We start from the raw sequence: 26,286 nt of genomic DNA, 5'->3' as shown, positions 1-26,286 counted from the left end.
CATGCCGACCCACTCGCTCCGCGACCTCCTCCAGCCCGCGAACGGCCAGACGACGTCCGTCGAGGCGCCCCGGCCGAGGCGCGCGCGCGCCGTGTGGATCGGCCGGCGCCGCTACGCCCCGATCCACGATCTGCAGAAGCAGCTCGTCGAGGCGCGCGCGCAGGGGCGGATCGGCGACACGATCCTGCTCCTGGAGCACGATCCCGTGATCACGCTCGGCCCGCGAGCGAACCCCGAGAACGTGCTCCTCGACGCCCGCGCGCTGGACGAGCGCGACATCGACCTCGTCGCGACGGGGCGCGGGGGCGACGTCACCTACCACGGCCCCGGCCAGCTCGTGTGTTACCCGCTGCTCGATCTCAGGCCGGACCGCTGCGACGTGCGCAGGTACGTGCGCTCGCTCGCGGAGGTGATGATCCTGCTCGCGCGCGAGCACCACGTCGAGAGCGGCGTGGTCGACGGCATGATCGGCGTCTGGGTCGATCGCGCCGCCCCGGAGGCGTGGGGCGGCGCCGAGTGGGCGCGCGAGATCGCGAAGCTCGGCGCGATCGGCGTGCGCCTGTCGCGATGGCTCACGATGCACGGCTTCGCGTTCAACATCGCGGTGGACCTCAAGGCGTTCGAGCTGATCGTGCCCTGCGGCATCCGAGACCACGGCGTGACGTCGCTCCACCAGCTCACCGGGCGGAAGCTCACCGTCGCCGAGGTCGCCCTCGCCAGCGCGCCGCAGCTCGCCCGGGGGCTCGAGCTCGACGTCGCCTGCGTCGAGGATCTGTCGGCGGTCTCGGATCTCGCGGGCGCGCTCCTCGCCCCGGAGGCCGGCGCCGCCGAAGGCCGGAGCGCGCCCTAGCCGCGCACGCCGGCCTCCGGGGCGAGGAGCGCGCCGACGTCGCACGGCGCGCGCTCCGCGGGTGACGCCGGCTCCCGGGACGCGGGACACGCTGCGTCGCGGAGGCAGTGTCGCTCGGCCGTGCCGTGGGCTAAAAGCCGTCCCGTGTGCGCGCAGCCCACCCCACGGCCCCGTGAGCGCGACGGGAGCTCCCCGCTCCACCGCGACGCCTCGCCCGCGCGGCCGCCCTGGCGGCGTCCCCTCGCCCTGGCGCTCGCGGCGGCGGCCGTGACCGTACCCGCGCTCGTTCTCCTTGGCCCTGTCGCGGCCGTCCTCGTGGGCACGCGCACCGCCGCCGCCTGCCTCGCCTCGATCGAGGCGCCGCGCGGCCCGGCGCTGCCCGACTGCAGGCCCGAGATCCGCTGGTTCGCGCTGCCGTCACGGCTTCCCTGGACCTACAGGGCGGCGAGCGCGCTGGCCGAGGAGCTCGGCGTGCGCGCGGCGGTCGCCGACTACACCGACGCCGCGGTCGGCCGGCCGGATGGCGCGGCGCTCGCCGACGCGACCGAGGCGGTGGCGACGGCCCAGGCCACGGTCGCCGCCGGGACCGGGCGCGTCACGTTCGATGAGCTCGGGCCTGCCTGCGGCGCGCCGAGCCTCGGCCGCGAGGCGGCGAGGCTCGGCGATCGCCGCACGCTCCTCTCGCAGCCGGACCGCTGGACCGACTGGCACGTGCGCGTGCACACCCTCCGCGCGGCGCTCACCGAGGGCGACCTGCAGCGCGCTCTCGCGATCGCCAAGAAGTACGCGGCGATGGAGCCCCGCGACGAGGATCTGCGCACGACCACCGGCGCGATCCTCTGCCTCGGCGCGAGCGCCGAGGCGAAGCGCGGCATCGAGCTCCTGACGCTCACCCAGGACGACCGGGCATCGAGGCGCTACGCCGGCATGGCGCGCAACTGGGGCGAGGTCCGCGCCGTCCTCGTCGCCTGCGCCGCCCGGGCCGGCGTGGAGCCTCCGCCGATGCCAGAAGCCCCCGAGGCCGGCGTGGCCGACGCCGTGGAGGTGCGGCTCGCGCAGCGCGCCCGCCTCGCCGCCGCCCGGAAGGACGCCGCCGAGGCGACGCAGCGCGCGACGCGCGCGATCCGCGACCTGCTCGGCACCTCGGCCGCGCTCGATCCCGAGGCCCGCGGCGATCTGCTCGCCGTCGTGCTGGCGGAGGACGAGGCGCTCGACGCAGCCGAAGCCGCCGCGCTCGCGCGGCTGGACGACGATGGGGACGAGCCCGCGGCCGGAGAGGCAGGCCTCGACGGCGCCCCGGCGCGCTCGGGGCCCCGCGCGCCGACGGGGCTGCCTGCGAGCTCGCTGCGCGCGCTCGACTGGCTCCCGGAGCGCGGGCTCGCGAGGCCCGCGATCGCCGGGTCGTTGCGCGCGCGCGCCGCCGCGCGCGCCGCCGAGCTGGCCGCCGCCCCCCAGCTGTCGCCGTCCCAGGCCGACGCGCTGCGCGCCGCCGCGAGCGCGCTCGCGCTGCGCGCCGCCCGCGAGCTCGCGCTCGAAGGCGACGCGCCCCGGGCGGTCGACGCGCTGGATCGCCTTGGCCCGCTCGCCCCGGAGCTCGCGCCGGAGGCGGCCCGCGCGCTCGCGCGATCGAGCGCGTGGGCCCTCGTCGGCGAGCGCGATCGCGCGCTCGATCTCGTCGAGCGCGTCGACCTCGCCGCCGCGCCGCCAGCGCTCCGCGCTGCCGTGCTCCTGCAGCGCGCCGAGCTCCTCGCCTCGCGCGGGCGCCGGCGCGACGCCGCGCGCGCGGCCGTGCTCGCCGACGAGGAGGCCGCCGCCGCGCGCGCGGTGGACCCCGCCGGCGAGGCGATGCCTGCCCGCGCGGAGCTCGCCCTGCTCGACGCGCGATCGCGGTGGACCCGGCTCTCCCTCGCGCTCCCTCCGGGCGACTCGCCGCTCCGCCAGGGCAGCCCGCCCGCCCAGCTGCCCGCGGACCACGCCGCCGCCTGGCCGTGGGTCGGCTTCGCGAGCCTCGACGCGCCCTGGGCGCGCGACGGCCAGCCGGCGCTCTCGCGCGCGCTCGCCACCTGGAGCGCCGCGCGCGATGCGCCGCCGCCCGCGCGCCGCGCGCTCCGCTACGCCGCCCTCCGCCGGCGCGGCGACGCGCCGCCCGCGCTCGTCCCGTACGCCGCGCTGTCGGCCCAGCTGCTCGGCGACGGTGAGGGCGATCCCGAGGTGTGGCTCGACGCCTTCCTCGCGCTCGACGCCTCGCGCTTCTCGCTCCGGCGCTACGCCTTCGCCCGCGCCGAGGCGGCGCGATGGCGTGGAGATGAAGGCAGCGCGGCCGCGTGGCAACGCCGGTACGACGCCCTGCGCGCCGTGGCCTCCGACCCGGCCCGCGCCGAGATCGCGCGTTACCTCGGAATCTGACGCTGGCCGACGCTGACCGACGCTGGCCGACGCCGAGCCGCGCGGCGTGCCCGCGAAAAACCTGGAGATCCCGCGGCCGCACACCTGGCGGCGGAGGGGCTTCATTCCTACGCTACGGCCTGGCTCGCGAAGATCTGCTCGCGGGGGAGTCCTCATGTGTCCTCATTGCGGAAAGAACGCGCCCGTCATCCACCGCGGGCTCGCCGCGTACTGCACCGCGTGCGGTCGGGAGCGCCTGCCGTTCGCGGGCAAATCGGTCAGCCTGGCGGGGCAGCCGTCCAGGGTCGGCGGCGCGGTCGCCGGCGTGCTCGGCTGGCTGGTTCTCATCGGCGGGATCGCGCTGGCGCTCCTCCTCGGCCTGGGCGCGGCCGCCCTGTTCCCGGGGTCGATCGCCGGCCTCGCGATCGGCCTGCCGATCGGCTTCGTCGCCCTCGCCTTCGGCCTGCTCCTCCTGCTGGGCGGACGGAAGCTCTCCCGCTCCGGGGCGAAGGCCTCGCGCGACGCCCAGGTTCAGGCGATCTTCTCGCTCGCGTCGCACCGCCGCCGCCCGCTCACGGCGCAGGAGGTCGGCGTCGCGCTCGACCTGCCGGCCCCGGAGGCGGACGCCCTGCTCACCGAGCTCGCCAAGGAGCGGCCCGGCGACGTGGGCGTCGAGATCGGCGAGCGCGGCGAGATCCTCTACACCTTCCCCGGGATCTCGGGGGCGGCCGCCGTCCGCTTTCCGCGGCCGTCGCTCCGCATCGATCCGGGCGAGGGCGCGGCCGACCCCGCGGCGCGCATCTACGCCGACGAGCTCGAGGACGAGGACGCGGGGGCGTCGCGCGCCCCCCGTCGTCGCGAGCAGCTCCGCTGAACATGTCCTGCGGCGCGCGTGCTAGCCTCGGCCGCGCGCGCCCATCGAGCGCCCGGCGCGCGCCGTCGTCGCCCTCGATCCATGGTTCGTCGCGGGGGCGCTCCGGGCTGCTCGCCGCAACCGACCATGAGATGCCCCCCTGTCGCCCTGCTGACCTCCGCTGCGCTCGCGCTCCTCGCGCTCCTGGCCCCCTCGCGGACCGACGCCTTTGAACGGCAATGGCATGCCGGCGCCGGCGTCGGGTACGCGCTCCTCGCGGACGGCGGGACGTACCCGGGGATAGGCGGCAGCCTGCACCTCGCCTACGGGCTCACGGACGCCTTCAACGCGGTCGCCGAGGTCAACACCGCGTCCCACCCGGGGGGCGATCTCATGCTCCTCGGCGCATCCGCCGGCGCCACGTACGTCATCGATATTCTGCAGTGGGTCCCCTACGTCGGCCTCATGACCGGCGCATACGACAGTGTGCGCCTCGCGCCCTGCGGCTCGTCTGGCCAGCCGGGCTGCCACCGGGGGCAGTTCGGGGTCTCCATCCCGTTCGGCATCGACTACGCGTTCAATCGCGAGTTCGCCGCCGGCTTCGCCGGCAAGTACACGCTGCTCCTCCCTGGCGCGGGCGACGGTCCGGGGAGCTATTTCACGGCGTTCGCCCGCGCGGAGTTCCTCTGGGGATACTAGGGCGGGTGCAGGTATCGTGGGATGCGGGCTCAGCCGTTAGGCAGGCGAGCGAGGCGTACGAAAGTACGCCGCAGCGAGCCGAACGCGGCGGATGAGCCCGTAGCGCACGAAGATGCGCCCCGCTCTGGGCCGTGTGCGCCTGGAGAGAGGAGGAGCGGACCGTGGAACAGCTCTGGCAGCGCATTTCCGAGGGCCGGCACACGGCCTTGCTGAACATCGTCCCCGGGGATCCGCCGGCGCGGCTCGGGCTGCGGATCGTGCGCGTGCGCTGCGACGTCCCCGAGATGACGCTCGGGCCGCTGCGCGACGCGCGGACCCAGATCGAGCGCCTCGCCGGCGGGGCGCAGCCGACGCTCGATCAGGCGCGCAGCCGCGCCGCCTCGGGGCTCCGGCGCCGCCTCCTCGGCGACGTGCACGAGCTGATGGTGGACGCCGAGTTCATCGAGACCGCCAACCGCCTCGCGCAGCAGGCGGATCGCACGTGGGCCATCGTGTTCGACGCGGTCGAGCACGCCGACCCTGCCACGCTCGACGTGCTGCGCCGGGTGGTGTCCCGGCCCGACGCGCTCCGCGTCGCGCTGGTCCTCTCCTTCCGCCTGCACGCGCCGACCGGCCCCGCCGGCGGCCTGGTCGACGCGATGCGCGCCGCCTGCGGAGCCGACGCGCTCCTCCGGCCGGCCGACGGCGCGATCACGCTGACGAGCGCGACCACGCCGCCGCCGCCGCCGCCGCAGGTCGCGGTGCGCGAGCTGCCCGGCGAGGTGCTCCGGGTGCTCCGGGCCGGCGCGATCGTCGGCTCGGGGTTCGAGAGCGAGCTCGTCGCCGCGCTCCTCCGCGTCGACGCGCTCGACGTGCTCGAGGCGCTGCAGCGCGCCGCGGACGCGGGTGTTCCGGTCGAGGACCGCGGCGACGGGCGCTTCCATCTTCCGCAGGAGACCGTCGAGGCGCTCCGCGGCACGATCCTCCCGTCGCTCGCCCGCGTGTGGCACCGGCGGCTCGCGACGCTGCTCATCGAGGAGCGGACCGAGCCGGACGCCCCGGCCGCGCGCGAGCCGCGCGCCGCGTCGGGCGTCGTCGCGGCCGATCACCTGGCGACCCATGCCGCGGCGGCGCCAGCCCATGCCGCGGCGGCAGCTCATGCCGCCGCGCCGCCGACCCAGAGCGCGGCCATCCTCACGTCGACCGTCGAGCGGCACGTCATCGGCGGAGCGAACCTCGGCGTGCCTCGCGGCGACGACCCGACCACGAGGGCCGCCGCCGCGCAGGCGAAGGCCGGGGCGCCGCCGCTCTCGACCGCGCCGCCGTCCCCGTCGTTGCCGGCCATGGCGACGCCGCGCACGATGGCCGCCGCTTCGCCCGGCGCGCCCGTCGCCGGCGGGCCGACCCCCGAAGCAGGCGGCGCGTCGAACGTGGACGAGTGGGAGAAGACCGCCGACCCCACGCTCTCGGTGGCGCGCAGCGGGGTGCCGCGGGCGGCCGAGACGCTGAGGCCGCCGCCTGCCGTGGCCTATGCGAGCGGCGCGTCCATGAGCAACACGCGCCGCGCGCCGCCGCGCGTCACCCAGGACAGGCCCGCGCCGATGGCCTCCGCAGGGCCCGGCAATCCCGCGTGGCCCTACGCCGATCTGTTCCATCGCAGCCCCGAGAGCCGCCGCGTCTCGGAGCCGCCCGAGTCCATCATGTTCGACGCCCCGCCCGACTCGCTCGACGCGCCCATCCCGGGGCCGATGCGGGTGCCCCGCGATCTCGCGTCCCTCGGCGGCGCCTTCCCGGACGAGCCGAGCCGCTCGGCCCGTGGGGCCTCGCTGCGCGTCCCTGCCGCGCTGTCCGAGCGATCGTCTTCCGGCTCCCGCCACGCCTTCTCCTGGCGGGCGGCGGCCGACTCCGTCGCCGGGCGCGCCGCGGCCGAGTCCCTGCGCGCCGCGGCGCCGCTCGGCGCGTCCATGTACCCGGCGCCCGATCGCGCCGAGGCAGCGGGCGCCGCGAGCGCGGTGGCGCACGGCGCTGGGCGCCACCTCCACGACGTGCGCGCGGCGGCGCACCTGACCGAGGCGGGCGAGCACGAGGAAGCGGCGCAGCGCTACTGCGCGGCCGCGGTCGAGGCGGCGGCCATGGGAGCGTACGCCCAGGCCCTGAGCTACGGGCGGAAGGCGCTCTCGCTGCTCGACGGCATGCCGGCCACGCCCGCGCGCCGCCGGCTCCGCATCGGCGCGCTCGCGGGCATCGCCCGGGTGCAATGGCAGGCAGCCGGCCCGGACCCCGCCAGCACGCTCGCGGGCGCGCTCGAGGTGCTCGACGCCGCGCGCGCGCTCCTCGCGCAGGGCGACCCGCCGGAGCTGCACGCCGAGGTCGCCGCGCTCATCGCGAGCGTCTGTTACGACATCGGCGACGCGCGCTCGCTGGAGCGCGCCCTGGAGGAGCTCGCGACCGCGAGCCGCCTGCTGCTCGACGCCGGAGACGCGCTCGGCGCGGCCCGGCTGCTCAACGATCAGGCGGCGGTCCACGTGCGCATGGGCGATCCCGTCCGCGCGACGCACCTCCTGATCGAGTCGCGCCGGACCTTCGAGGAGCGGGCCCGGGTCGATCCGTCGGCGCGCGTCGAGCTCGCCGAGACCGACCACCTCTTCGCGCGGATCCCGCTCCACGTCCCCGCCCGCCCCGGGCGCGAGTCCGACGCGCTGTCGATGGGCCTCGACCACGCGCTCGCCGCGGAGCGCGCCTACAAGCAGCTCGGCGACGCCCGGGAGCTCGCCCGGGTGTGGGAGACGATCGGCCGGCTGGAGCTCCGCAACGGCCGCCTCGACCGCGCGACGCAGCGCCTGACCGCGGCGATCGAGGCCGAGGAGGCGCTCGGCGACCTGCTCGGCCTGGCCCGCTCGACGGCCGCGCTCGCGGAGGTGCTCTCGGCGAAGGGGTTGCACCGGGAGGCGCTGGCGGTGCTGGCCGAGTCGATGGTGATGAACCTCGAGAAGGGCTCGCCGCTCGGGCTCGCGTACAACCGCCGCGCCCTGAACGCGCTCGTCCCGAACATCTCGCTCCAGGGCGAGGAAGCCGAGGAGCTGCGGAAGCTCGCGGCGCAGCTGGCGGCGGCGGAAGCGGCCCTCGGCCGCGCGAGGCTACCGAGCGAGCCCGACTGAGGCGGGCCCGCGCCGCGCGGCCTTTGACCTTGCCGGCGTGCGCCCGCTCCGGCGAAATGCGCCGCATGTCGTCCTCCTCGACGCGGCGCGGGCGCCATGGCGCCGCGCGGCGCTCCTTGCTCGGCTTGCTCGGCTTGCTCGGCTCCCTCGCCCTCTCCGCGGCGTGCGCGCCGGCCCCGCCGGTCCCTCCGGCGGCTGCGCCTCGGCCTGTCGCGTCCGCGCCTCCGGCGCCGCCTTCGCCCGCCGGACCGCCACGGCCTGCGCCCGCGCCGGAGCGGCCCGGGTACGCGGGGCACGGCGCGGCGAGCGTCTCTCCGGAGATCCTGGCGCGCTACGCGCCGCCGCCGCTCCCGGACGACGTCTCGCGCCGGATCCAGGCCATGCTCGACGTGCGCTCTCCTTCCGGAGGCGTCCTCGGGCCGGATGGCAGGGCGCTCTACTTCACCTGGACGATCACGGGGACGAGGCAGGTCTTCCGGCTCGACGGGCCGCAGCGCTTCCCGCTGCAGCTGACAGGCGGCGAGGATCCGACGGTCGTTGCGGACGTCACGCCGGACGGCGCGCGCCTCGTCCTCTCGCGCGACCGGAAGGGCGAGGAGAACCCCGGGCTCTACCTACAGGACGCGAGGGGCGGCCCGCTCGTCGCCATCCAGCACATGCCCGGCGTGCAGACGCAGCTCCAGTTCGTCTCCGACGACGGGCGGCACGTTTACTATCGGGCCAACGACGTCAAGAAAGACGCGTACGTCATCTACAGGTACGACATCGCGTCGAGGCAGCGAGAGGTCGTGTTTGATCGCGAGGGCATCTGGCGCGCCGTGGACGCCACGGGCGACGGCCGCCTGCTGCTCGCGAAGGACGTGGGCTCCAACATGAGCGAGCTCTTCGAGTGGGCGCCTCTCGCGAAGGCCGCTCCGGGCGCCGACGCGTTGACTCCCCTCTTCGGGCAGGGCGAGCGCGAGGACTACAGGGCCCTTTATGGCGCGGCCCCCGGCGAGGTCCTCGTCCTCACGCCGCGCCTCGGGGAATATCGCCGGCTCTACAGCTGGAAGGCGGGGAAGCTCACGCCGATCTCGCCGGAGATCCCCTTCGACGTCAGCGCGTTCTCCATCGATCGGGCGAGGAGGCGGATCCTCTACACGGTGAACGAGCGGGGCTACACGCGGCTCCGCGCGCTCGACGCGAGGTCGCACCGCGAGATCAAGCTGCCCGCGCTCCCGGCGGCGGATCACGTGATCCCGGGCTCGACGACGCGGGACGGCCGTTTCACCACGCTGCTCCTGGAGACCTCGACGTCGCCGGCGACGGCGCATGTCCTCGACTGGACGACTGGCAAGCTTTCGCAGTGGCACGCTCCGAGCATGCCCGAGATGGCGCCGGGCGCGTTCTCGGCGGCCACGCTGGAGTCCTATCCGGCGCGCGACGGGGCGCAGATCCCGATGTTCGTGCGCCGCCCTGCCCGGTGCGAGCGGCCTTGTCCTGTGATCGTCCATTTCCACGGCGGCCCGGAGGTCCAGAGCAGGGCTGGGTTCAGCGCGCGGGCGCAGATCTTCGTGGACGCCGGGTTCGTGTTCGTCGAGCCGAACGTCCGCGGGAGCGACGGTTACGGCAAGACATGGCTGCACGCCGACGACGGCGCGAAGCGGCTCGACGTCATCACGGACATCGAGGACGCCGCGAAGTTCGTCAAGGCGAGCTTCGGCCACGAGGGCCGGCCGCCGAAGGTCGGCATCTTCGGCGGCAGCTATGGCGGCTATTCTTCGCTGATCGGCATGACCATGTTCGCCGGCGCCTACGACGCGGGCGCCGCCGTCGTCGGCATGAGCAACCTCGTGACGTTCCTCCAGAACACGGCGCCTTACCGGCGCATCCTCCGGATCTCCGAGTACGGTGATCCCGAGAAGGATCGGGACGCGTTGCTCAAGCTCTCGCCGATCACGCACCTCGATCGGGTGAAGGCGCCTCTGCTGATCGTGCAGGGCGTGTCGGATCCGCGGGTCCCTGCGGGCGAATCGGTGCAGATCCAGCAGGCGCTGGAGGCAAGGAAGATCCCGTCCGAGCTCATCCTGTTCGCCGACGAGGGGCACGGCGCGCAGAAGCGGGACAACCAGGTGCTCCAGTATGGGCACCTCGTGCGTTTCTTCCGGGCGCACCTCGGGGGCGGAGACGGCAGGTAAGGAGAGAAATGAACCGCCATGACGCCAAGATTCTTTCTCTCCTTGGCGTCCACGGTGTTCATGGCGGTTCTAAATTCTGCTCTCTTCGGGCGGTTTCAACCCGTCAAGCTCCGGAGTGAGCAGCGGAGTCGTCACGCGAGCGCAGACGCGCTGGCCTGTGGGCGTCGCGCTGTGCTGGTCCCGGCTGCGGCGCGAGGTGCGCGCGGGAGATCGCCGAAGATCTCCGGCATCAACGACGTCTTGCCGTGGAGCCGGAGCACACACTCCACGAGGAGCTTCGCCGCGCCGTAGGTGGTGAGCCACTCGTCGCGCGCGGCCTTCATCTCCGGGGTCATGGTGCGGCGCGCGAGCCGGGTCTTGCGCACGCTCCTGATGAGCGGCTCGAGGGCGTCCCGGGAGCGCTCGAGGCCGGCCGTCCACGCCTCCCGCTCGGGCAGCTGCCCCTCGTGCCGCTCGAGCACCTCGATCGCGTGGGTCAGCGCCGCGGCGAGCGCCGCGGGGCGGCGGCGCAGCACGGTGGCGAGCGACTGGCCCTGGAGGAGCTCGCGGGCCAGCGCGACCCCGTTGGGCCGCGAGGCGGCGTGCTCCACGATGCGGCGCAGCAGGCCGCGGCCCGCCGCGACCGGATTGGCCCGGCCGCCCCTCGAGCCGCGCGACGCGCTGGGAGGCACAGGAGCGGCCATCGCGTCCAGCTTCGCGTTGCGCAGGGCCTCGGTCGCGGCGTCGAGGCGCGCCGTGACGGTGCGCAGCGCCGTCCCGAACCCCGCGTCGACCGGCAGGACGAGCTTCTGGATCTGCAACGTGGTGAAGCGGCCGTACGTCTCGATGTCACGCTGGTAGATGTAGGGATCGGGCATGGGAGCGACTCCACCGCGCGCGGGCGCGTTCAGGGCGGGCGCCATGATACCTGTCGCCGGCGTTGACGAAAGGAGTCGACCTCGCGAGAGTGGGAACGGCGGGGCGGTCGACGACGGCGATGATCACGAAACAGCTCAAGAGCCTGCTGATGATCCCGTCGCCGAACGCGCCGCGACCCCGGCCTGGCGCGCCGACCTCCGCGGCAGCGGCGCGCGCCCCTTCGGACGCAGCCGGCGCTGCTCGCGCGGAGGCGCCTGCGCCGCCCGAGCCGAGCGAGGCGCACGCGCCGCGGCCGACCGGCGAGCCGGCCGCGAGCCGCGCGCCGGCGGTGCCGAGCTACCTGCGCGCAGCGACGGACGCGCCCTCGCCCTCGGCCGCGTCGATTTCGCCCGCCGCCGCGTCGCTCTCGCTCGTGCCGGAGGGGATGCGACACTTCAAGCTCCACGGGACGGAGGGCTCCTCGGACGCTCCCAGGGGCCCGGCGCTGCCCTTCAAGGTGGGCGACGCCTCGACGTCCACGGCGCATTCCGAGCCGCTCCGCTCGCCGCCTGCGCCGGTCGACGCAGCGTCGCTGGTGCCGCCGGGCATGCGGGGGTTCACCGAGCTCCGTGGCACACAGCCCACCTCCTCGGCCGCTTCCGGCGCGCCCGTGCTGCCGTTCGGCCCCCCTGCCTTGCCTGAGCCCGCGCGCCCCGCCCCGCCGACCGCGGTCCTGCCCGCCCTCCCTGCCCCGCCGGAGCCTGCGGATCCCGCCGCGGCGATTGCCCTGGTGCCGAAGGGCATGCGCGGCTTCACCAGCCTCAGCGGGACGCACCCGACGTCCGGAGCGCCCTCCGGCGCGCCGTTGCCGTTCGCGTCCGGCCCCCGCGCCGCGCCGGCCGCTCCCTCGAGCCCGGCGCCGGCGCTCTCGCTGGAGCAGTACGCGTCGCTCTGCGCCGATCTCGCCGCCTCTCCTGGCGACGCCGAGGCCCTCTTCGCGCGGTACGGGCTCGGCCGGCCGGAGGAGCGCGCCGCGGTGGACGCCTTCTGGCGCGATCGCCTCGCGCGCGACCCGGCCGCGCACCGGCGCTGGCAGGAGCTTTACTCGCAGCACCGTTCCCGCTCCGCTCCCGCCGGGGAGAGCCGCAACGAGCCGAGATGATCGCCGCGCGGCGTCGTCGCGCGCGCCAACCGAGGAGACCCGACCATGGCCATCGACGTGAGCCTGACGTTCCCCCGTTCCGGAGTCACCGGCTTCGAGGTCCACCAGATCGAGTACCGGGACGCGCTCAACGAGCTCTTCGAGCTGACGCTCGACGTGGTGAGCACCGATCCGGAGATCGATCTCTCCAGCGTGGTGGGCGAGGAGATCGTCGTCGAGCTGAGCACGGAGCCGTTCCTCAAGAAGGTTCACGGCATCGTGCGCCGGGTGCGGCAGGTCTCCGCGGAGCCCAGCGGCGTGTCGCGGTACGAGCTCGCCGTGGTCCCGCCCCTCTGGCTCGCCACGCGGAGCGCGGATCACCGCATCTTCCAGGGCCTCACGGCGGACGGCGTCTGCAAGGTCGTGGCGAGCGCGTACGGCGGCCGCATCCCGGCGCCGAGCTCGCTCGTCGCGTCGCCGGACCGGCCAGCGCGCGAGTACCGCGTCCAGTACGGGGAGACCGACTTCGATTTCATGTTCCGCGCGCTCGCGGAGGAGGGCCTCGTCTCGTACTTCGATCACGGGCCCGGCGGGAGCGACTGGGTCCTCTCCGAGGACACGGCGTTCACGGACGACGGCGCGCCCCGGGCGCCGTTCGTGCCGCCGGTCGACGCGGGCATGAACGCGGCGGGCCCGGCGGTCTCGTTCATCGCGATCACCTCGTCGATCGAGACGTCGATGGTCACGGTGCGGGACTACGACTTCAAGAAGCCGGAGTACGTCCTCGATCAGCGCGCCGAGACCTCGCAGCGGGCGTTCGTCCGCGAGGCGACGCTCGAGCGGTACGAGTTCTCGACGAACCGGTTCACGGCGGCCTCCGAGAAGCGGGGCGAGGCGCTGGCCAAGCAGTACCTGGAGGAGGCCCGATCGGAGCGGCGCACCTTCGAGTGCCACACGAGCTTCGCGCTCGGCGCCGGCGCCCGGTTCACCGTCGAGGGGCACCCGCGGGCCGACGTGAACGGTCAGCTGCTCGTGATCCGCTCCCGCTGCGCCGTGACCGAAGGCGCCGACGGCCGCCCGGTGCGCCGGAACGTCCTCGTCTGCGTCCCTGCCGGCGATCCGTGGCGCCCCGCGCGCCGCCCCAAGCCGCGCATCTTCGGCACGCAGACCGCCTTCGTCGTCGGCAACAAGGCCGGCGTCGACGAGATCGACGTCGACGAGCACGGCCGCGTCAAGGTCGAGTTCCGCTGGGATCGCCGCGATCTGCACGAGGGCAACCCCACCCGCTTCGTCCGCGTCTCTCAGGGCTGGGCGGGGCTCGACTACGGCTTCGTCATGCTCCCGCGCGTCAACGAGGAGGTCATCGTCGCCTACCTCGACGGCGACCCCGACGAGCCCGTCGTCGTCGGCCGCCTCCACAACGCCTGGAGCGTCGCCCCCCTCAAGCTCCCGGCCGAGAAGACGCGCTCGATCTGGAAGAGCAAGACCTCGCCCGGCGGCGAGGGATTCAACCAGATCATGATGGAGGACAAGAAGGGCGAAGAGCTGCTCGAGCTCCACGCCCACCGCGACAACCTCGTCACCGCCGGCGCCAACCAGACCGTGGACGTGGGCGGAGACCAGAAGGTCCACGTCGCAGGCAAGCGCGAGGACCACGTCGAGGGCGCGGTCAAGGAGGACTACGACACCTCGCTAACGACGACGATCGGCGGGAAGCAGGAGACGACCGCCAAGGACGTGATCGAGCGCTACGCCAGCCAGGACACCGAGATGGCGGGCAAGAAGCACACGAAGGCCGGCGCCGTGGACGAGGACTTCGCGAGCCTCAAGACGACGGTCGCGGCGCTGCACGAAGAGAAGTTCGGGACGATGAAGCTCGAGGGCGGGAAAGTCGGCTGGAACGTCGGAGCGCTCGGGTGGGAGACCGGGGAGCTCAAATGGACGCTCAGCGGCAGCGGCTACATCAAGGCGCCGAGCTTCGTCATCGACGCGCCGGAGTTCAAGGTCACCAACGCGGGGAGCCATAAGGAAACGAAGGGCTTCGTAGACACGGTGATTGCGAGCTGGAATGACAGGACTTGGCAGAAATTCGCGTTCATCGGCCTTGATGTAAAAGGGGTGATCGTCGAAACGAAGACCTTCGGCCGGAGCATTAATATCGGCATTCAAAAGCTGGATATCACCGGCTTCAAGATCGACTTCGCCGCCTTCAAGATGCAGAACAATGCCGTCAACATGAAGACCGTCGGCACCGTTGTCAAAAAGGAAGCTCTTCACTCGACGCTCGCGGGCATCTTCTCGATCGCATGAAGCCGCATCTCTCGACGAAGCGAGCCGCTCTCCACTGGTGACAGCCCAAACAAATCCAGGCAACTATTCCAGCACAGAAGGCACCGCCTCAACGTGAGTCCGATCAGTTCTTCCGGGCGCCATCCATGCGCGGATTTTACCACCCGCGCCGCCGAGCTCAGCGAAACGCTCGGCGCTGATGTGCCGTAGAACTGCGCGTGCCAGTACAATCTCCGGCTGATGCGGCGTCGTGAGAAGCACGCCGGCCTTGTGCTGCAAAGACCAAGGGTCTACCAGGCGGCCCACGACTTCGTGTTCGGGACGGCAGATAGTTCGGTACAGCCAGCGCCCTCGGAGCCACAAGGCGGCGATAATGGCAATCACCGTGAGGAGAGACGCGACGATCGCTTCGATTCGCCAATCAAATAGCGCCAAGAGGAGCCCGATGGGCCAGGGCATCCCCAGCACCGCGATGAGGATAGCCCAGAGCGCTGGTTCGCTAAACAGGTGGGTCCGCGCTGGCTCCCGCCGCGGATCGTCCACGACGTGCACCGCGAGCCACCACCGCTTCTTGATCCGCGGTGGGTGCAGCGCAGCCCAGACCGCATCCGGCAACGCGACCCGCGCCGAGCAGTAACCGCACGGCACGATCCGGCTCGACCCGTCCGCCACGAGCGGCCCTCCGCACTGGGTGCAGGCGACGTGCACCGGCTCGCGCTGCCGCTCCTCGGCCACCGCCGGCTCGTCGCTCACGAAGCCCAGCACAGGGCTGTTCTCCGGAAGCCACGGCGGCTTCGGCAAGATCGCCCGCCCCGCTCCGCACGCGGGGCAGACGCAGCCCCCCTGCGGCGCGAGGCGCATCGGCGTCTGGCAGCGCGAACACGGCGGGGCGTCGTGGCCGCGCTGCCACTCGACGTGCGGCCCCGGCGGCGGGCCGCCCTCGCCCCATACCGGGCCGTGGCGCAGGTACCCGTTCGCGAACTGCACAACGTCCTTCTCGACGCCGCCCAGCGCCTCGTCCCACACCGACGGCAGCAGCGCCGACTCCATGAGGCAGCTCGAGCAGCGGCACCGGTCGGTCAGCGTGTTGACCGCCATCGGCGCGCTGCAGTGGGGGCACGGGCTCAGGAGCTCGATGCCGGCAAACTCGACGGTCGCAGTGCTCATCCTATGCTGGGTCGACGGCGCCTCGGAGCGCGTTGCGTGCATCGTACACGAAGCGCTGCCCCGGAACACGGAGCGCTGCCCCGGCGCACGAAGCGCTGCCCCTGACACGCTCCGTGGCTTCCGTGGCTCCAGCCGTCAGCGCGATCGCAGCAGCCGCCGGCGCCTCGAGTTGGCCGAGCCGCCCTCTCGCAGCCTTGCCTTGGCGACCCGCGCCGTCGGGCGCTCTCCGGGCTCGCTGTCGCGCTGGCCGGCCTGCCGGCCCCTCGGACAGGCAGGCCCTCGACCGCTGCTCACGGGCAGCAGGTGAAGAGCGCGCTCGTGTCGTGCGCCTCGGGGCAGATCGCGGTGCCGGAGTTGTACCAGATGCGGAAGATGCGCTGCCCGGCGTCTGCGCACAGGACGCTGGCCTCGTCACCGAGCGTCGACTGCGCCACGCACACGTCCGCGTGGTCGATCTTGGTCGTCCAGCACAGGCGCGACGGAAGCGGCTCCGCCGCCGGGCAGCACGCATAGACGGCACCGGTCGTCTCGCTGGGCCCGCACCCAGCGACGCCCTGCTCGTAAGTGAATTCGGTGAGATCCGCGCCCTGGTTGCTGCACGTGATGTAAGCCTGATCCTTCAGATCGCCGTAGCCATGACAGGTGAGGCCATCGCCGAGCCGGCCTCGCCAGCACTCGGTCGGCTCACCGCCGACACACGTGTGCTCGACGCTGAGGTAGCCGCCGTCTCTGCACGGATCGAGCAGCTTGACGTCGCCGACGACGAGGCCCTGCGCGTCGCACGTCGCCTCGACCTTGCTCATCAAATCCTCCGCCGTCGGGCAGCTCGCCTCTTCCTGCGGACCCGTCGGCTTCTCGTGGGGCCCCGCGGTCGCCGCGCCGTCCGCCCCCTCGGCGCTGCTCTCGGCGCTTCGCTCGCCCTTTTGCCCAGCTGCCTCCGCCGGAGCGCTGGCGCCGTCTGTGCCTCTGCTCCACGCGGGGAGCTGGCCGCGCAACGGCGACGCGTGGACCGGCGGACGTTCCAGGGCGTCGACCCACCCCGGGCTCGACGGGAGCGCGACGGCCGGCGGCTGGGCGCGCGCGCGCGACGGCGAGGCTGGGGTGCGGCCTTCGGGGAGCTCGCTGCTTCGCTGGCCCTCGGGCGCGTCGCGCGCGTCCGGCGGCGCTGCCGAGCTGTGCGGCGCAGGGGGCGAGGGCTTCGGCGGCGGAGCGAGCCGGCGGGGCGGCTCCCGGAGGAGCGGGGCGAGGATCCGGGGCGGCGCCGGTGGGTGGCCCTCGGCCGGCGTGCGCTCCGGGACCCCGCCGTCCGCGCGGGAGCGATCGCCGACGATCCCGATCGCGGGATCGACCTCCGGGCTGCGCGCGGAGACCTCGGGGGTCGCGGTGCGCTGAAGGGCGGCGCCGAGGGCGACCGCGGCCGTTCCGGCGGCGAGGGCCAGCGCGAGCGGGCGCCCCACACGCCGGGCGAGGGACGGGCGCTCCCCGCGGAGCTGCGCGTTGAGGCGCGCCGTGAGCCGGGGCGATGGCGTCGCCGCCGCGAGCCGCGCATCGACCTCGTGCAGCAACGCGAGCAGGTCGCGGTCTCGCGTCATGGCGCCACCTCCCACCCGGCCTCGCGGAGCCGCGCGACGGCCCTTTGAATCAGCTTGCACACGTACCCTTTGGAGTGGCCAAGGACGCTCCCGATCTCCTCCTGCTCCTTGCCGTCGAGATAGAACATCGAGAACGCGACCTGCTCCTTGGGAGGCAACGTGCCCAGCGCCTCGAACGCCCGGCGCAGATCGTCGCGCGCGATGGCCACCTCTTCCAGCATCGGGCGCGGATCGGCCTCGTCCTGCCCGAGCAGCCAGCGGATGGGCGCGAGGTCGAGGAACCGGTCCCGCCGCAGGCGGTTCAGGCAGCGATTCGAGGTCGCCCGGTACAGCCATCCTTCGAGGTTGTCTCGATCGGTCAGCGTCGCGAGCGCCTTCATGAGATCGAGAAACACGTCCTGCGTGACATCCTCGGCCCAGGCCACGTTGCCGCGGCCGTAACGGAGGGCGAGGCGGTACACCAGGAGATGGTGGCGGCGGTACAGCGCCTCGGCGTCCAGCGCCGCTGCGCCCGAGGCCCGGACCCTGGACGCCGGGAGGTCCTGGGACGACATGGGGGCGATGTGCTCGGGCGGGTCGTACCGCTCGCCGTCCGCGGGACGGGGGAGCAGCTCCTCGGCCCCGGCCTGCGGGCCGAGCCGGGATCGCGCGGCGAGGTTCATGGGAGCCTCGGCGCGAGGGACCTGTCCGCCGCGATGCACCATGAGCCGACCACGCGCGCCGTCATCTGGCACTCTACACAACCGAGATCGCCGCCGGTTTCCTCTCGGCGCGCCGGCGGTGACGATCGAGCAGACCTGGTTCCGGGCGTACCTTCAAAATTCTACCGAGCCCTGGATCGTGCCACTCTCACGCCCCACGGTGATGAGCGCGCGCCACGGTCGCGACGTTCCGGATCCCCACTCTGCATCTGGCGACGCGGCGCTGGTTCTAAAGCTCCTGTCCTACGCAGCCGAGGCCCCCGCCGCACACGCTCCCATCCCTGCGTCGTGATGCTGGTTGCGCCCCCTGCATCACCCCCCCGGGAGCTCGCCCAAGAAATCGACGCCGTGGAGTTACGGCGCAGCGAGCAGAAACTCCCAGATCGTTCTCTGTGAATCCTCAGGAAGCGTGTGACCGAGCTCGTGCTGCCACCACCACGTCGGCTTGGTGCAGCCCTCGTAGGCGACGCACGAGCCCGAGCCCGCGGGCGAAGTGCCGGACCCGCATTGGTTCAACGCCACGAACTCGTCCCGGCTCTGGATGCCGGAGTCGAGCGGCTCGGCGTCGTCCGCCGCGCCGTGGACGATGAGAGCGCTCACCGGTCCGGCGCAGTTACCTGCGGGCGGCCCGCCCGCGGCGGAGACCAGCGCGCGCACCTGATCGCCCAGCGCGCAGCCCGCCTGGGCCGACATCCAGCCACCCCAGCTGAAGCCCACCAGGAACACGCGCGAACGATCGATACAGTGCGACGCCGCGGCCTCGTCGATGAGCGCCTTGGTGAACGCAACGTCGGAGGACGTGGTGCTGCGATTGTCCCATCCCACGGCATCGCCGTACCAATCCTGCGGCACGCCATCGGGGAACATCAGGACGGCTTGCCCCCCCGTGGTGTCGCGGAGGGCGAAGGTGGACACGTCTCCCTGACCCGTGCCGCTGTGCCCGTGAAAGCTGATGACGAGCGGCGCGGGCGTCGTCGTCGTCGCGGGAACGAGATAGTAGCGGCGGGTCGTGCCGCCCACCTCGATCGACCTGTAACCTTCGGTTGCCTGGCCCGGCGTCGCGCAGCCGTCGCTCGGGTCGCCGCCGCCAGCGCCCGTCGCCGGGCCGCTGCCGCCAGCGCCCGTCGCCGGGCCGCTGCCGCCGCTGCCGCCCGAGCTCGTCGAGCCGCCGGTCGACGTCCCTTGGCCGCTCGAGCTGCCGTTGCTACCGCCGCTGCCCTGGCTGCCGGAGCCGCCCGCCGCCCCCGAAGTCCCTCCGGAGGTGGAGCCCCCGCCGCCAGCCTCGCCGTCACTGGCGCTCGCGCCGCCGCTTCCGCCGCACGCGGCCACGCAACTGCCGACGAGGGCAGCCAGCGCGATCGCCGAAACGACGCCATCACCAAGCTGGTACTTCAAGAGCCACCTCGCCCCTTCCACACGCTGGACATGCCTCGCATCACCCGCAGGCTGTGGAGTGTACCACTGTCCATTCGATGGGGACCCTGAGGTGCAGGGCGGTCCGAGCTCGGCGCCCTGGGTCAGCTCCGTCGAGCCGAGGCGCTCAATCGCAGGCCAGGTTCGCGCAAGGGTCGCAAACAGCGGGCATGCAGTGGCCGCCGACCACGATATTCCTCGCGCAGAGCGCGTCCAGCACGCTGCCGAACGAGCTGTAACCGGGGTTCCCCGAGAGCGAGACCCGCGCGCAGCGGTCGAACACGACGTCGTTCAGCGGAGACGCGTCCTCGATCAGGTTGTCCGACAGATCCAGGATGCCGATGCGCTCTACGCCCAGGAGGGGCGTGAGGTCGGTGATGGAATCGGAGCGCGCCTCGATCCAGCTGAGACCCGCGAGCCCCGTGACCCAGCTCAGATCCGCGCCGCTCGCGCCGATCTCGCTGATCATCACCCCCCTCAGCTGCGGGTAGGTGGCGAGCAGGGACGTGTCCGCCAGCGGATTGCGAGCGAGCCCCAGGTGCTGCAGGGCGGGCACGCGCGCGGGGTCGAGCCCGGCGATCGACGCGATGTGATTGCCGCTCAGGTGCAGGTTCGCGAGGGCCGGAAGGACCGCTCCGAGGCTCACGTCCTCGACCTCCGCGTCATCCAGGATCAGCGTCGTCAGGGAGTGGAGGCCCGGCAGCGTCGCGAGGCTCGTCACCTTGGTGTCGGTGAAGTTCGCGTTGTCCAGCGCGGGAAACCTGGAGAGGCTCGAGAGCTCAGCGACGTCGGTGTGGTCGACCGAGAGGTGGAACAGGGCGTGTGTACCGTCCAGCCCTTCGAGGGCCTCGAGCGGATTGCCCGACAAGAGCAGGTTCTGAAGCTCCGGAAGGTCGTTGAGGTCTCTCGTCGACGACACCAGGTTGTCGCTCGCGTACAGCGTCATGAGCCCCCGGTGCCCGGAGAGCGCGCCCAGCGAGACGATCCGATTCCCGTCCAGGTGCAGGTTGTAGAGCCGCGGCAGGCGCGCGAGGACCGAGATGTCCTCGATCCGATTGCCCTGGAGGAACAGCTGCTCGACCGATCTGGCGCACTCGAGGCCGCTCAGGTCCTCGATGCCGAGGCCGGCGAGGAAGAGGATGTCAGGCGCGGCGACCGCCGCCCCCGGGATCGGCTCGCCGGCGCCGAGGCCGAGCTGCTCGCGCAAGCCCGCGGCGAGCGCTGGATCCGGCACGTCCAGGATACCGCTGCAGCCCTCCGGAGCCGGCCTGGGCTCGATGCTCGGGTCGCCCGGAGCGCCGCTCGACGCGTCCCCCGTGCCCTCCGCGCCCCCCGGAGGATCGTTCGACGCGCTCCGATCGTCGACGAGGGTGGCGCAGCCGGAGAGGGACAGGCACGTGGCCAAGACAAGGAAGCCCCGCGTTCTGGTGAGCATGAGGCGGATCCAGCAAACCCGGTGCCGCCACGGAACGCAGCCAACCCTCGAGGATCTCGCTCATCGCCCTGCCCGATGAGCCAGTCTGCGCCAATTCCCCTGTGCCACGTCGCAGCCTGCTCGCTCTATGCGCGCGGTCCTCGGCGGCGCGTCCCGTTCTGGCGCGGCGACCACGGCGATCGCTCGAATTTATCGGTTCATCTAGGATTTTATCTCATGGGATAGACACTGGACCGGCGAGAGACGTCAGCGGCCCTCGCTCTCGCCCGTTCCCCCGGGGTTTCTGCGGTCGGCGCCGGCCGAGACCGCCTTGGCATCCGCCCTGCAATACCCCCCAGCGTCCACGCCAGAGTAGCTCAGCGGTTAGAGCGCGAAAACAACTCCGGACGGTGTTCTCCGGCGCGATGAGCGCCGGCAGTGAGATCCGGGGTTACTTCCCTTCTCAGGACGAGGTCGCGGGTTCGAGTCCCGCCTCTGGCACCAGGGTGCAGCGCGGCAGTGAGCGTCACGGTTCCTTCGTTTTGACACGACCAACCCCGTGACCACCATCCTCCGCGCTGCGCCCGTTTTCTACGAGCTGGGCGCAGCTCGAATCTGCGCCCCGCTCTCGACCCCTCGCCGCGCGTGCGTCGAGGATGGAGGTGTCATCATGGCGTTCTTTCAGCATCTCAAGCGTCAGGACAAGCGCAGCGCCGACTCGCACCTGAACTGGATGGGCGGCCGCTCCTTCGATATCGCCGATCCGCTGAAGCGCCTCCGCCTCGCGGCCTCGTCGTGCTTCTTCGGCGAGCCGATGTACTACCACCTCGATCCCGCGGATCCGCGCCCGGCGAAGGCCGTGAACGCGGCGAAGGCCAAGGTGTCGGCGAAGGCGGCGAAGAAGGCGGCCGCCCGCGCGCGCCTCTCGGACGCCGAGGTGCGGCGCCTGCGCGAGACGCTCGGCGCGGTGGACCCGGCCGAGTGGCGCAAGCTCTCGCCGGCGGCGCTGATCGAGAAGGCCATCGACGAGGCGCTCGCGGCCGATCCGGAGGCGACGCTCGCCGAGGCGGCGCGGCTGCGCGAGGAGGAGCATATGCGCACGACGCCCCAGGTCATCCTGGTGCGCGCGGCGAACACCGCCTCCGTGCGCGGGACGGGCCTCGTGCGCAGCTACGCGCCGCGCATCCTGAAGCGAGCGGACGAGCCGGCGGTCGCCCTCGCGTACCAGCTCTACCGCTTCGGCAAGCCGGTGCCGAACGCGCTGAAGCGCGCGCTGCGCGACGCGCTCGAGCGCTTCGACGATCACGCCCTCGCGAAGTACCGGCTCGAGGGCAAGGGGAGCAAGACCGTGGACGTCATGAACCTCGTGCACCCGAAGAGCCCCAGCGTGGACCGCCTCGCGAAGGGCGCCCTCCGCGCGACGGGCCGCACCTGGGAGGCGATCGTCTCGGCGCGCGGCTCGAACCGGTGCGCGTGGCGCAAGGCGCTGCCGGTCATGGGCCACATGGCCCTGCTGCGCAACCTGCGCAACCTGATCGAGGCAGGCGTGCCGTTCGACCAGTTCCTGCCGAAGCTCGTCGAGACGGCCGCGGAGGGCAAGCAGCTGCCGTTCCGGTACTACAGCGCCTACCGCGCCGTGAAGGGCTGCGCGCCGGGCGCCGTGCTCGACGCGGTGGAGAAGTGCCTGAGCCGATCGCTCGGCCAGGTGCCGTACTTCCCCGGCCGCGTGATGGTGCTCTGCGACAACAGCGGCTCCGCGCAGGGCACGACCACGAGCAGCCTCGGGACGATGCAGATCTCCACGATCGCGAACCTCACGGGGGTCGTGGCCGGGATGCGCGCGAGCGACGGGCACCTCGGTGTGTTCGGCGACCGGCTGGAGAGCTTCGCGGTGCGCAAGCAGGAGAGCGTGTTCTCGCAGCTCGAGAAGGCGGAGCACATCGCCCGCACGATCGGGACGGCGACCGAGAACGGCGTGTGGCTCTTCTGGGATCGCGCGATCCGCGAGCGGCAGCGCTGGGACTCGGTGTTCGTGATGAGCGACATGCAGGCCGGCCACGGCGGCCTGTACGGTACGCGGCCGAAGGACTACGCGGACTTCGCCTGGAACGGGCACTACATCGACGTGGCGAAGCTCGTGGCGACGTACCGCGCGCGGGTGAACCGCGACGTGCGCGTGTTCCTGGTCCAGGTCGCCGGGTACCAGGACACGCTCGTGCCCGAGTTCTACGACCGCACGTACATCCTCGGCGGCTGGGGCGAGGGGCTGCTGCGCTTCGCCGCGGCGATGGCGAACGATTAGCTCCACGCAGAGGACTCCAGCGAGAGATCCGGGGAGAGATTTCAACGCAAAGGCGCAAAGACGCAAAGGCGCAATAGAGAACAAATACCTTGCCTTGCCTTGTTGCGTCTTTGCGCTCTTGGCGTCTTTGCGTCAAATCTCGCTCGGCTCGCGAGGCAGAGCCCTGGCAGGTTCTCTGACCCGCGGTACTAGGCGCGCGATCGTCGACGGAGGCGAGCGTTGACTGACGCGAGCCGCTCGGAGACAGTGCGCCGCGGCCCCGGGCGACGTCGTCCCCGGGGCCGTGGACCGCGCGCTGGCGGCGCGAACCCCTCCCCGATGAAGACGATCAAGCCCCAGAAGCTCGGCCTCCTCCACAGGGTCTTCGAGGACGGCAGCGACTGCTATCTGTCCGTCACGGTCCTCGCATTCTTCTCGTTCGGGCCGCCGGCAGCCCTGCTCTCCGAGATCGATCTCTGGAAGTTCACCGCGGCCGAGCTCGGCAAGGACGCGGTGCTCGACATGGGGATGCCCAAGCCGCGGGGAGAGCTCCTGATCTCGGGACGGGCGTACCCGCCCGGGGGCCGCGCGCCGGCCTGCGCGGTGCGAGCGCGGCTCGGCGCGGTGGACAAGACGCTCTACGCCATCGGCGACCGGATCTGGCGGCGCGGGGTGCCCACCGAGCCGGAGCCGTTCACCGAGATGCCCATCGCCTGGGAGCGCGCCTTCGGCGGCCCGGAGTTCGCTCAGAACCCCGTGGGCAAGGGGGCCCAGCCGGTCGAGACCGAACGGGGCGAGGTCCACCCGCTCCCGAACATCGAGCTGCCGAGGCCGGGCGCAGTTCGGCCTCGAAGGAGAGGAGGAGCTCGCCGTGGAGCCGGCCATCCCCGACATCGAGGAGCTGGGGCCCTTCGTCGAGGAGCTCGAGGCGCGCGCGGAGCGGGAGCAGGCCGAGGCGGAGGGCCGCCGGGCGAAGGCCGAGGCCGAGGCGCGCGCGGCCTACGCGGCGGCCGGGATGGACTACGACGCGCTCCAGGAAGAGGCGATGAAGCAGGCCGCCGGCCCGCCGAGGTTCTCGGCGAAGGCCGAGCGCGAGCGGCTGGAGGATCTCGCGATGCTGCTCGCGAACGCGGGGTACCCGAACGCCGAGCTCGAGGAGACGCTCGCGGATCCGGCCCTCGATCGGAAGCTCGCCCAGATGGAGGCGCAGGTGATCGAGGGATACCGGCAGACCGCGCACTTCGGCCCCGAGGCCGGCCGGCTCGCCGGCGAGGCCGCGCGGCGCCTCCGCGAGGAGGTGATCGAGGCGCACCGCGCGGGGCGCTCGCTCGCCGGGCGCGACCTGACCGGCGCGGATCTCTCGGGCCTCGATCTCCGGGGCGCGACGCTGACCGGCGCGCTGCTCGAGGGCGCGAGCCTCGCGGGCGCCGACCTCACGGGCGCCGACCTGGAGAAGGCGGTCCTCGCGCGCGCCGACCTCTCCCGCGCCGCGCTCCGGGGCGCGAAGCTCGAGGAGGCGAACCTGGGTCGGGCGAAGCTCGTGGGCGCCGATCTCTCCGGCGCGGACCTGTCGGGCGCGGTGCTCTACCAGGCAGATCTGACGGGCGCGTCGTTCCGCGGCGCGGAGCTCACGCTGGCCGACCTGTCCGAGGCGACGCTGCGCGACAACGATCTCTCCGACGCGCTGGCGCAGCTGCTCACGCTGCTCCGGGTCGACCTGGCGGGCTCGAAGCTCGCCGGCGCGGATCTCTCGCGGTCCACCTTCATCGAGTGCAAGCTCGGCGGCGTGGATCTCTCGGGCGCCCGGCTGATCTCGACGGCGTTCTTCTCGTCGGAGGGCCGAGGCGCCGTGCTCCGGGGCGCCTTCGCGGAGAACCTGCGCATGGTCAAGGAGTGCGACTTCGACGGCGCCGACTTCCACGGCGCCACGCTCACGGGCGCGAACCTCCGCGGGACGAGCCTCGCCGGCGCCGATTTCACCGAGGCGCGGATGAACGGCAGCGATCTCAGCGAGTGCGACCTGCGCGGCGCCAGGATGGCGTGGATCGCTGCGCGCGAAGCGCGGTTCGTCCGCGCCGACCTCGCGGACGCCGATCTGACGTGCGCCGATCTGATGCAGGGCGTCCTCCAGAAGGCGAAGCTCATGGGCGCGGACTTCACGCGGGCCAACCTCTTCCGCGCCGATCTTGCGAAGGTGCTCGGCGACGATCGGACGCGCTTCGAGGAGGCGAACCTCCGGGAGGTGCGCTTCGTGCCGCGGAGGCCGCGTGGACAGGGCTGAGCTGATCGCGAAGATCAAGGGCGGCGAGACGATCGAGGGCGCCTGCCTCGACGGCGAGGACCTCGGCGGCGCCGACCTCTCGGGCGGGCTCTTCGAGCAGGTGAGCTTCCGAGGGGCGCGCCTCGCCGGGGCCACGTTCAAGGAGTCGATCCTCACCGCGTGCGACCTCACGGGGGCGGATCTGACCGGCGCCGACCTGCACCACGTCGCGATGCACCGGTGCACGCTCGCGCAGGCGAAGCTCGCACGGACGACCTGGGCGGCGGCGCAGGTCGCCGAGTCCGATCTGTCGCTCGCCGATCTCTCCGAGGCGGACCTGGTCATCGCGGCGTTCGCGAACTCGCGCTTCGCGGGCGCGAGGCTCGCGCGCGCGAACCTGGATCGCACGGTGCTCGTCGACGCGAACGTGGAAGCGCTCGATCTCTCGGGCGCGCGGCTCGAGTTCACGCACCTGATCCGGGCGGACATGACGTCGGTGGCGCTGGCCGGAGCGCGCTGCCGGAGCGTCGTCTTCATCGGCGCCCGGTTCGCGGGCATGGACCTCTCAGGGCTCGACTTCACCCTGAGCCAGTTCACCGAGGCGGATCTCTCCGGGGCGAACCTGAGCGGCGCGAACCTCACGCAGTGCGGCTTCAAGGGCGCGAAGCTCACCGGCGCTCGGCTCGACGACGCCAGGGCGCCGAACGCGATCTTCGTCGAGGCCGATCTGACGGGCGCGAGCCTCCGCGGGGCGCAGCTGACGCAGGCGATCTTCGTGGACGCCGCGCTCGGTGGCGCCGACCTCGCGAGGGGCAGCCTCGAGCAGAGCATCTGGCACCGCGCGCGCTGCGAGCGCGCCCGCTTCCCTGGCGCGGAGCTCACGTACGCCGACTTCTCCCACGCCGACGTCCGAGGGGCGGATTTCACGGGGGCGGCGCTCTTCCGGGCGCGCTTCCACCGGACGCGGGACGAGGGGGCGATCTTCACGAGCCGTGCGCTCGCGCTGGGCGACGACGAGCCGCTCGCCGAGGCGGAGGCGTGGCAGGACAGGCTTCGAGGCAAGGCCGGCTGAGCCGGCGCGGGAGGCGCG

Annotated in this window: 17 protein-coding genes, 1 tRNA gene and 1 pseudogene; 13 read left to right on the top strand and 6 right to left on the bottom strand. The window is 72.9% G+C overall.

Annotation, left to right across the window (positions count from 1 at the left end; all coding sequences use genetic code 11):
- Position 1 precedes the first annotated feature (1 nt).
- The 6 genes from lipB (at position 2) to WMF45_RS14705 (ending at position 10,101) form a co-directional block, all read left to right on the top strand.
- The gene (gene lipB, locus WMF45_RS14730) at positions 2–850 is read left to right on the top strand and encodes a lipoyl(octanoyl) transferase LipB (protein WP_437717523.1); all 849 of its coding nucleotides are present in this window, start codon (positions 2–4) and stop codon (positions 848–850) included.
- Between the two features lie 144 nt (positions 851–994).
- On the top strand, positions 995–3,256 hold the full coding sequence (locus WMF45_RS14725) for a hypothetical protein (protein WP_437717522.1): 2,262 nt from the start codon (positions 995–997) through the stop codon (positions 3,254–3,256).
- Positions 3,257–3,410: 154 nt separating this feature from the next.
- Positions 3,411–4,109 (top strand): hypothetical protein, encoded by a 699-nt coding sequence (locus WMF45_RS14720; protein WP_437717521.1) that lies wholly within the window; start codon positions 3,411–3,413, stop codon positions 4,107–4,109.
- Positions 4,110–4,235: 126 nt separating this feature from the next.
- The gene (locus WMF45_RS14715; RefSeq protein ID WP_437717520.1) at positions 4,236–4,787 is read left to right on the top strand and encodes a hypothetical protein; all 552 of its coding nucleotides are present in this window, start codon (positions 4,236–4,238) and stop codon (positions 4,785–4,787) included.
- Between the two features lie 161 nt (positions 4,788–4,948).
- Positions 4,949–7,924, top strand: coding sequence for a hypothetical protein (locus WMF45_RS14710; protein ID WP_437717519.1), 2,976 nt, complete (start codon positions 4,949–4,951; stop codon positions 7,922–7,924).
- A gap of 65 nt (positions 7,925–7,989) precedes the next feature.
- Complete coding sequence (locus WMF45_RS14705) at positions 7,990–10,101, top strand: S9 family peptidase (RefSeq protein WP_437717518.1); 2,112 nt, start codon at positions 7,990–7,992, stop codon at positions 10,099–10,101.
- 131 nt (positions 10,102–10,232) lie between these two features.
- Here the strand turns inward: WMF45_RS14705 and WMF45_RS14700 are convergent, their stop codons facing one another.
- Positions 10,233–10,958, bottom strand: coding sequence for a hypothetical protein (locus tag WMF45_RS14700; RefSeq protein WP_437717517.1), 726 nt, complete (start codon positions 10,956–10,958; stop codon positions 10,233–10,235).
- A gap of 119 nt (positions 10,959–11,077) precedes the next feature.
- Between WMF45_RS14700 and WMF45_RS14695 the strand changes: the two genes are divergently transcribed.
- Both WMF45_RS14695 and WMF45_RS14690 read left to right on the top strand, forming a co-directional pair.
- Positions 11,078–12,100: a hypothetical protein gene (locus tag WMF45_RS14695; RefSeq protein ID WP_437717516.1), complete on the top strand. Its 1,023-nt coding sequence runs from the start codon at positions 11,078–11,080 to the stop codon at positions 12,098–12,100.
- Positions 12,101–12,145: 45 nt separating this feature from the next.
- Complete coding sequence (locus tag WMF45_RS14690) at positions 12,146–14,389, top strand: type VI secretion system Vgr family protein (RefSeq protein ID WP_437717515.1); 2,244 nt, start codon at positions 12,146–12,148, stop codon at positions 14,387–14,389.
- A 63-nt stretch (positions 14,390–14,452) separates the two neighbouring features.
- Here WMF45_RS14690 and WMF45_RS14685 read toward each other — a convergent pair whose 3' ends face one another.
- The 5 genes from WMF45_RS14685 to WMF45_RS14665 all read right to left on the bottom strand — a co-directional run bounded on the left by WMF45_RS14685 (position 14,453) and on the right by WMF45_RS14665 (position 20,676).
- Entirely contained in the window at positions 14,453–15,535 is a 1,083-nt protein-coding gene (locus tag WMF45_RS14685) for a hypothetical protein (protein WP_437717514.1), read from the bottom strand.
- 290 nt (positions 15,536–15,825) lie between these two features.
- Positions 15,826–17,127 (bottom strand): hypothetical protein, encoded by a 1,302-nt coding sequence (locus WMF45_RS14680; protein ID WP_437717513.1) that lies wholly within the window; start codon positions 17,125–17,127, stop codon positions 15,826–15,828.
- On the bottom strand, positions 17,124–17,789 hold the full coding sequence (locus tag WMF45_RS14675; protein WP_437717512.1) for an RNA polymerase sigma factor: 666 nt from the start codon (positions 17,787–17,789) through the stop codon (positions 17,124–17,126). Before WMF45_RS14675 ends, WMF45_RS14680 begins: the two co-directional genes overlap by 4 nt.
- A gap of 393 nt (positions 17,790–18,182) precedes the next feature.
- Entirely contained in the window at positions 18,183–19,223 is a 1,041-nt protein-coding gene (locus WMF45_RS14670) for an alpha/beta hydrolase family esterase (RefSeq protein ID WP_437717511.1), read from the bottom strand.
- A gap of 145 nt (positions 19,224–19,368) precedes the next feature.
- Positions 19,369–20,676 carry a hypothetical protein gene (locus WMF45_RS14665; protein ID WP_437717510.1) on the bottom strand — a complete coding sequence of 436 codons (1,308 nt, stop codon included), beginning with the start codon at positions 20,674–20,676 and terminating at the stop codon, positions 19,369–19,371.
- 345 nt (positions 20,677–21,021) lie between these two features.
- On the opposite strand from WMF45_RS14665, the gene WMF45_RS14660 reads away from it, so the two are divergent.
- The 5 genes and pseudogenes from WMF45_RS14660 to WMF45_RS14640 all read left to right on the top strand — a co-directional run bounded on the left by WMF45_RS14660 (position 21,022) and on the right by WMF45_RS14640 (position 26,268).
- Positions 21,022–21,159, top strand: a tRNA-Arg gene (locus WMF45_RS14660).
- Between the two features lie 166 nt (positions 21,160–21,325).
- Positions 21,326–22,957: a TROVE domain-containing protein gene (locus WMF45_RS14655; protein ID WP_437717509.1), complete on the top strand. Its 1,632-nt coding sequence runs from the start codon at positions 21,326–21,328 to the stop codon at positions 22,955–22,957.
- 318 nt (positions 22,958–23,275) lie between these two features.
- A pseudogene (locus tag WMF45_RS14650) lies at positions 23,276–23,767 on the top strand (DUF2169 domain-containing protein); the annotation flags it as partial.
- A 40-nt stretch (positions 23,768–23,807) separates the two neighbouring features.
- Complete coding sequence (locus WMF45_RS14645; protein ID WP_437717508.1) at positions 23,808–25,217, top strand: pentapeptide repeat-containing protein; 1,410 nt, start codon at positions 23,808–23,810, stop codon at positions 25,215–25,217.
- Complete coding sequence (locus tag WMF45_RS14640) at positions 25,204–26,268, top strand: pentapeptide repeat-containing protein (RefSeq protein ID WP_437717507.1); 1,065 nt, start codon at positions 25,204–25,206, stop codon at positions 26,266–26,268. The genes WMF45_RS14645 and WMF45_RS14640 overlap by 14 nt, the downstream gene beginning before the upstream one ends.
- Positions 26,269–26,286 lie beyond the last annotated feature (18 nt).

It is taken from the genome of Sorangium sp. So ce448 (assembly GCF_051520915.1).
GTDB classification, from domain to species: Bacteria; Myxococcota_A; Polyangia; order Polyangiales; family Polyangiaceae; genus Sorangium; species Sorangium cellulosum_B.
This window is presented reverse-complemented; position numbering and strand designations above follow the sequence as displayed.